The organism is Acutalibacter sp. (assembly GCF_056800975.1).
Genome location: NZ_JBQISV010000102.1, coordinates 1 through 7,036, shown reverse-complemented (window position 1 = coordinate 7,036; position 7,036 = coordinate 1). Strand labels below are relative to the sequence as shown.

Here is a 7,036-nt window from a genome sequence, read left to right as displayed (position 1 = left end):
GGCCGGGACTGCGGCCAGGGAGAGCGGGCGCCTATGTGCGGCATTCCCTACCACAGCTCAGAGGGGTATATCTCCAAGCTGCTGGCCAAGGGCTACCGGGTCACGATCTGCGACCAGGTGGAGGACCCTAAAGCCGCCAAGGGTCTGGTCAAGCGGGAGGTGGTGCGGGTCATTACCCCAGGCACTGTGTTTGAGGGCAGTATGCTGGACGAGGCCCGGAACAACTTTATCTGTTCGCTGTACTATGACCAGCGGGGCGTGGGCTTGTGCTTTGCCGATATCTCTACCGGAGAGCTGCAGGTGGGGCAGATGGCGTCTTTGGGGCCCCAGGACACGGTGCGGGAGCTGAAAAACCGGCTGGGCCGCTTCTCGCCCAGCGAAATTCTTATCAATCCGGAGGCCACAGAGCTGACGGAGCTGGGGGGCTTTATCCGGGAGAAGCTGCAGGCCTCGTTGGAGTGTATGGACGAGGAGCTCTACCAGGAGGCTTTGGCCGGGGAGACTGTCACACGGCAGTTTGTGGGCCGGACGCTGGCGGAGCTGGGTCTGGGAGACAAGCCCCTGACAGTGCTGGCGCTGGGGGCGCTGCTGGACTATTTGAGCCGCACCCAGATACGGGGTTTGGAGCGCATTACAGAGGTGGAGCTGGACGCGGAGTCTGCCTATATGACTCTGGACCTGAACGCTGTGCGCAATCTGGAGCTGTTGGAGACCATGCGGAACAAGGAGCGCAAGGGCTCTCTGCTGTGGGTGTTGGACCGGACCAGGACCCCTATGGGCAAGCGGATGATTCGCGCATGGCTGGAACGGCCTCTGCTCAGCCCCGCCCGGATTACCCGGCGGCTGAACGCGGTGGAGGAACTGGCGGGCAGTCCCCAGCTGCTGGACGAGCTGGGGGAACAGCTGGCAGGGATTCATGACCTGGAACGGATTATGACCCGGGTGGTGAACGCCACTGCCAACGGGCGGGACCTGCGCAGCTTATGCGCAGCGCTGCAAAAGCTGCCAGGGCTAAAGCAGGTGCTGGACCAGGGAGAGGCCACATTGATTCAGGAGCTGAACGGTGAGATTGACGGGTTGGCGGATGTTGCCGGATGGATTGACGAGGCCATTGATGAGAACCCGCCTTTTACCATCCGGGAGGGGAAGCTGATCAAGCCGGGCTACAGCCAGGAGCTGGACGCAGTGCGCAGCGACATGAGCGGGGGACAGGCATTGATCGCCTCTATTGAGGCTGCCGAGCGGGAGCGCACAGGCATTCCCAAGCTGAAGGTGGGCTTTAACAAGGTGTTCGGCTATTATATCGAGGTCACCAATTCGTATAAGGACAAGGTGCCTGAGACCTACATACGCAAACAGACCCTTACCGGCGGCGAGCGGTACATTACCCCGGAGCTGAAGGAGCTGGAAAACCGGGTTTTGGGCGCTCATGACCGTTCCATAGAGATGGAGGGCAGGATCTTTGAGGACATCCGGCTTCGTGTGGCTCAGGAGCTGGACCGGGTGCAGCAGAGCGCCAGGGCAGTGGCGGCTCTGGACGTGTTGGCCTCCTTTGCCCAGGTTTCGGTGAAAAATGATTACACCCGGCCTGTGGTCAACGCCAGCGGCAAGCTCTACCTGAAGGACGCCCGCCACCCGGTGGTGGAGGCCTTGCTTCATGACACGCCCTTTGTGCCCAATGATGTGGATATGGACATGAACGACACCCGGGTGGCCATTATCACCGGGCCCAATATGGCGGGCAAGTCTACCTATATGCGGCAGACGGCTATTATTACTATTATGGCGCAGATTGGCTGCTTTGTGCCTGCCTCTGTGGCGGAAATCGGTATTGTGGACGGTATTTTTACCCGGGTGGGCGCGTCGGATGATTTGTCCGCCGGGCAGTCGACCTTTATGATTGAGATGAGCGAGGTGGCGGAGATTCTGAAAAGCGCGACCTCCAAAAGTCTGATTATATTTGACGAGATTGGCCGGGGCACCTCTACCTTTGACGGCATGAGTATTGCCCGGGCAGTGTTGGAGTATGTGCAGGACCCCAAGCTGGTGGGCGCCAAGACCCTGTTTGCCACCCATTACCATGAGCTGACGGAGCTGGAGGCTCTGCTGCCCGGGACCCGGAATTTCAATATTGCGGTGAAGAAGCGGGGGGACGACATCACCTTTTTGCGGCGCATTGTGCGGGGCGGGGCAGACGACAGCTTTGGCATTGAGGTGGCTAAGCTGGCCGGAGTGCCGGAGAAGGTCATTCGCCGGGCCAAGCAGGTACTGGCGGAGCTGGAGAGCTCTGACGGCCAGGATCACGCAGCCCGGCGGGCAGCGTTTCGTGCCCAGGAGGAGCCGGTACAGCTGACCATGCAGGGCACAGACGGCCAGGTGCTGCAAAGGCTGCGGGAGATGGACGTCAACGCTATGACCCCTATGCAGTGTATGAACGCGCTTTTTGAGCTGTCAACATTATTAAAGCAGTGAGAGGATTCACAAATGGAAAATTATGCAGATATAAACGCGGCCACCATTGACCGGTGGATTGAGGAGGGATGGGAATGGGGCATTCCCATTAGTCATGAGGAATATGAGAGAGCCCTGCAGGGAGATTGGCAAATGGTGCTGACCCCCACAAAGCCCGTGCCCAAGGCGTGGTATGGGGAGCTGAAGGGCAAGCGGGTGCTGGGTCTTGCCAGCGGCGGCGGGCAGCAGATGCCTGTTTTCGCGGCGTTGGGAGCGGTTTGCACGGTGTTTGACTACTCGGAGCGCCAGCTGGAAAGCGAGCGGCTGGTTGCCGCCCGGGAGGGGTATGATATTCGTATCATCCGGGGAGACATGACCAAGCCTCTGCCCTTTGAGGACGGGGAGTTTGACCTGATTTTTCACCCGGTGTCCAACTGTTATGTGCAGGAGGTCAAGCCAATTTTCAGAGAATGCTTTCGGGTGCTGGCCCCAGGGGGCATTCTGCTTTCCGGGCTGGACAACGGCATCAATTTTCTGTTTGTGGACGAGGACCATCGGGAGGAGCTGAGCATGTTTCCCTTTGATCCGCTGAAAAACCCGGAGCAGCGGGCACAGCTAGAGGCGGATGATGATGGGATGCAGTTCTCCCACACCATGGAGGAGCAGATTGGCGGGCAGCTGGAGGCGGGCTTCCGGCTGACCCACCTGTATGAGGACACCAACGGGGCGGGGACCTTTCATGAGCACCATATTCCCTGCTATTTGGCCACCCGGGCAATCAAGGAGAAATAGAATGGAGCCGGATATTCAGAGAGTCAATCGTTACGATGATTGCCGGTTTTCGCCCAAGGTTTTGCGCCAGCACGGGGCCTTTCTTGTGGATGGGACGCCTTATGAGGTGGAAATCACCGGCAGGGACAGTGCGGTGGTACGAGGGGAAAGGCCGGAGCTTTACAGTGAGGTCATCCAGAGCTTTCGCTTTTATGCAGGGCATATTACCCGGTTTACCGACAGTACAGGAGAATGGAGTTTAGAGTTTCCGCCGGTGGAGTTGTTTGCTGTAAAGCTAGAAGACATACAGCCATCCCAATTTTATGTAGACCAGGAAAAGCTGGCTGCGGTGCGGGATTTTGTCAAAGGCGGGGAGGATGTTGTAATTCCCGTTACCCCTGTGGAAGGAAGATATATATCCCATGACGGCCACACCCGGCTGGCTGCAGCGGCAGCGTTGGGTGTTGACAAGGTGTTCGCCTTTATAGCGCCGGTGAATGAAGTCATATGTGGCTTTGTACAGGAGGCCCGGCGGCGTGGGGTGGAATCTCCTTATGAACTGAAGGTGATTCCACATGAGGAGTATGAAATTAAATGGGATCAATTCTGCGATGAATATTTTCAACGGATGGAGGACGGCGCGACATGATACGGTATGCGGAGCAGGGGGATTGGGACGCGCTGTGTCAGCTGGACCGCCATGTGTCAAGGCAAGAGCTTGTCAGCTTGATTGCTTTGAAGCGGGTGCTGGTTCTGACAGAAAAGGATGAGCTGATTGGCTGGCTGCGGTATAATCTGTTTTGGGATCACACGCCGTTTATGAACCTGCTCTTTTTACTTGAGGGCTGGCGGGGCCGGGGACTTGGCGGGCAGCTTGTCAGTTTTTGGGAAGAGGAAATGAAGACGCTAGGCTATCAGCAGGTGATGACATCCTCTTTGGCTAACGAGCGGGCGCAGTTTTTCTACCGCAGGCATGGATATGTGGACTGCGGTTCCCTGATGCTGCCGGGGGAGGCCTTGGAGATCATTTTTCGCAAGGAATTGTAGAAAGGGGTGAGGCTATGCCCAAAATACGGGTATTGGACAAGCAGGTAGCGGAGCTGATTGCCGCCGGCGAGGTGGTGGAGCGGCCTTCTGCGGTGATCAAGGAGCTGGTGGAGAATGCTGTAGACGCGGGGGCCAGTGTGGTGACTGTGGAAATCCGCCGGGGCGGCGTCACCTATATGCGGGTGACAGACAACGGCTGCGGCATTGCGCCTGAGGAGGTGCCGGTGGCCTTTCTGCGACATGCTACCAGTAAGGTGGCGAATGAGGAGGACCTGAACTCGATAGGGACCCTGGGCTTCCGGGGTGAGGCGTTAGCTTCTGTTTCTGCGGTGTCCCATGTGGAGATGTTTACCCGGATGCGGGACCAGGAGACCGGGGTGCGCTATCTCTGCGGCGGCGAGGAGGAGCCGGAGTTGGAGGAGGTGGGCTGTCCCCAGGGCACGACCATTATTGTGCGCGACCTGTTTTTCAACACGCCTGCCCGGATGAAGTTCCTGAAAAAGGACTCCACCGAGGGAAACTCTGTGGCGGGCGTGCTGGACAAGCTGGCTATGTCCCACCCGGAGATCTCTCTGCGCTTTATCCGGGACGGAAGGGAACAGCTTCACACCCCGGGAGACAGTAAGCTTGCCTCGGCTGTTTACGCGGTATATGGCAAGGAATTTGCTTCCGCCCTGATTCCTGTACGTTATGAACTGGAGCATGTAAAGGTTCAGGGCTTTATCAGTGTTCCTGCGGCCAGCCGCCCCCAGCGCAGTATGCAGAATTTTTTTATCAACGGCAGGTTTATTCGCAGCCGTACCGCTATGGCGGCTTTGGAGGAGGCCTATAAGGGTTCTATTATGGTGGGCAAGTTTCCGGCCTGTGTGCTGCATATTCAGGTGGCGGCGGGGGCGGTGGACGTGAATGTGCACCCGGCAAAGCTAGAGGTTCGTTTTGTCAATGAGCGGCCTATTTTTGACGCGGTATATCACGGGGTCTACTCGGCGTTGAAGGCAGGAGACCGGCCGAAGGAGCTGGAGCTGAAACGGCCTGCTGCCTCGCCTTATGCGCCAGTGCCGGAAAAGCAGGAGCAGCTGCCCTTGTCTGCTGCCCCGATGGTACTCCGGGACAGCGGGGCAGCGGTGACTCTGCCGGAGCTGGACAGCCCGCCCCTCCAGGTGGTGGAGCCTCCCGTCCGGCCAGCACCAGTAGAATCCCCTGCAAGAACAGTGGCTGAGACAGTCTCAGAGCCGGTTCTCCGTCCGGTTTTTATTCCAAAGCCGGCAGTTTCTCCGGAACCGGCCCCTTCCATTCAGGAGGAGCGTCCTGCGCCGGCACCGTTGGAGATATCTGCCCGGGTGTTGGGCGAGGCCTTTGGGACGTATATCATGGTGGAGTATGGGAAGGACGGGCTGATGTTTATTGACAAGCATGCGGCCCATGAGCGGCTGCTGTATGAGCGGCTGAAGGCAGGGAAGCATGGCAGCGAGGCGCAGACCCTTTTGGAGCCGGTGGCTGTCAGCCTGGACAAGGAGGAATATACCGCGGTGCTGGCGCATGAGCAGGAGCTGCTGCAGGCTGGCTTTGAGGTGTCGGACTTTGGCTCGGGCATGGTGCTGGTCCGCTCGGCCCCGCTGATGCTGGACGGCGGGGACGCCGCTGAGGCGGTGATGGAGATTGCCGGACGGCTGGCAGGCCTGAAAACGGAAATCACTTCCGAGCATATGGACTGGGTTTATCACAATATTGCCTGTCGTGCCGCCATGAAAGCCGGAGACCACACCACCCGGGAGGAGCTGGTCTCTCTGGCAAAGGAGCTGGAACAGAATCCGGAGGTCCGTTACTGCCCCCACGGCAGGCCGGTCTACATTTTGCTGAAACGGCGGGAGCTGGAAAAGCAATTCGGGAGAGTGCAATGAAAGAAAAGAAAAAGCTGCTGGCGGTTACCGGTCCTACCGCCACAGGAAAGACCGCCTTGGGCATTGCCCTGGCCAAACAGTTGAAGGGTGAGATTGTCTCCTGCGATTCCATGCAGGTGTATCAGGGCTTGAGGGTTGGCACTGCCCAGCCCAGCAATGAGGAGCTGGCTCAGGCGCCTCATCATCTGGTGGGCTTCCTGCCCTGGGAGGAGGCTTTCAGTGTGTCTGACTATGTGGACATGGCGGGCAAGGTGATCGCCGGTGTACACGGCCGGGGCAGACTGCCGGTGCTGGTGGGGGGGACGGGGCTGTATGCCCGTTCTCTTTTGCGGGGCTTTGACTTCCGGGAGGAGGCGCGCAGTGATGAGCTTCGGCAAAAGCTGTTTCAGGAGGCGGAGGAATTGGGGCCGGAGGCCATGCATGAGCGTTTGACAGAACTAGACCCTGCCGCTGCCGGGGCCATCCATCCCAATAATGTCAAGCGGGTGCTGCGTGCGCTGGAATACTGTATGCTCTCCGGAGAGCCCTTTTCCCAGCAGACGCTGCGCTCCCGGCAGGCGGAGCCGCCTTATGATTATGTTATGATCTGTCCGGTGTTCCGGGACCGGCAGAAGCTCTATGACCGCATTGACAGGCGGGTGGACCAGATGCTGGACGTCGGTCTGCTTCAGGAGGCGGAGGACTTCTACTGCTTTTGCCGTACAGCGGAAAAGCAGCCGACCGCTGCCCAGTCTATTGGCTATAAGGAGCTTTTTCCATATTTTGACGGGCAGATCTCTTTGGAGGAGGCGGCGGAGAATATCAAGCGGGAGAGCCGCCGGTACGCCAAGCGGCAGCTCACCTGGTTCAGCCGGGAGCCGGAAGCG

At 58.7% G+C, this 7,036-nt stretch carries 6 protein-coding genes; all 6 read left to right on the top strand.

The genetic code is table 11. From position 1 onward, the window contains the following. The coding region (gene mutS, locus ACTO5E_RS09455; RefSeq protein WP_482303201.1) for a DNA mismatch repair protein MutS at positions 1-2,472 on the top strand (2,472 nt) is incomplete at its 5' end. A 12-nt stretch (positions 2,473-2,484) separates the two neighbouring features. Next, a complete protein-coding gene (locus tag ACTO5E_RS09450) occupies positions 2,485-3,243 on the top strand; it encodes a class I SAM-dependent methyltransferase (RefSeq protein WP_482303199.1) in 759 nt (252 codons plus the stop codon). 1 nt (position 3,244) lies between these two features. After that, positions 3,245-3,871 carry a hypothetical protein gene (locus tag ACTO5E_RS09445; protein WP_482303198.1) on the top strand — a complete coding sequence of 209 codons (627 nt, stop codon included), beginning with the start codon at positions 3,245-3,247 and terminating at the stop codon, positions 3,869-3,871. Further along, positions 3,868-4,269, top strand: a complete 402-nt coding sequence (locus ACTO5E_RS09440; protein ID WP_482303197.1) for a GNAT family N-acetyltransferase — start codon at positions 3,868-3,870, stop codon at positions 4,267-4,269. Before ACTO5E_RS09445 ends, ACTO5E_RS09440 begins: the two co-directional genes overlap by 4 nt. Positions 4,270-4,283: 14 nt before the next feature. Then, the gene (gene mutL / locus ACTO5E_RS09435) at positions 4,284-6,170 is read left to right on the top strand and encodes a DNA mismatch repair endonuclease MutL (RefSeq protein WP_482303196.1); all 1,887 of its coding nucleotides are present in this window, start codon (positions 4,284-4,286) and stop codon (positions 6,168-6,170) included. Then, positions 6,167-7,036: tRNA (adenosine(37)-N6)-dimethylallyltransferase MiaA (gene miaA / locus ACTO5E_RS09430; RefSeq protein WP_482303194.1), on the top strand; the 870-nt coding region annotated here is incomplete at its 3' end. The genes mutL and miaA, both read left to right, overlap by 4 nt.

Bases quoted from the DNA above. Each gene is read 5' to 3' on its own strand.
- ACTO5E_RS09450 (WP_482303199.1), top strand. From the start codon at position 2,485: ATGGAAAATTATGCAGATATAAACGCGGCCACCATTGACCGGTGGATT.
- ACTO5E_RS09445 (WP_482303198.1), top strand. From the start codon at position 3,245: ATGGAGCCGGATATTCAGAGAGTCAATCGTTACGATGATTGCCGGTTT.
- ACTO5E_RS09440 (WP_482303197.1), top strand. From the start codon at position 3,868: ATGATACGGTATGCGGAGCAGGGGGATTGGGACGCGCTGTGTCAGCTG.
- mutL (WP_482303196.1), top strand. From the start codon at position 4,284: ATGCCCAAAATACGGGTATTGGACAAGCAGGTAGCGGAGCTGATTGCC.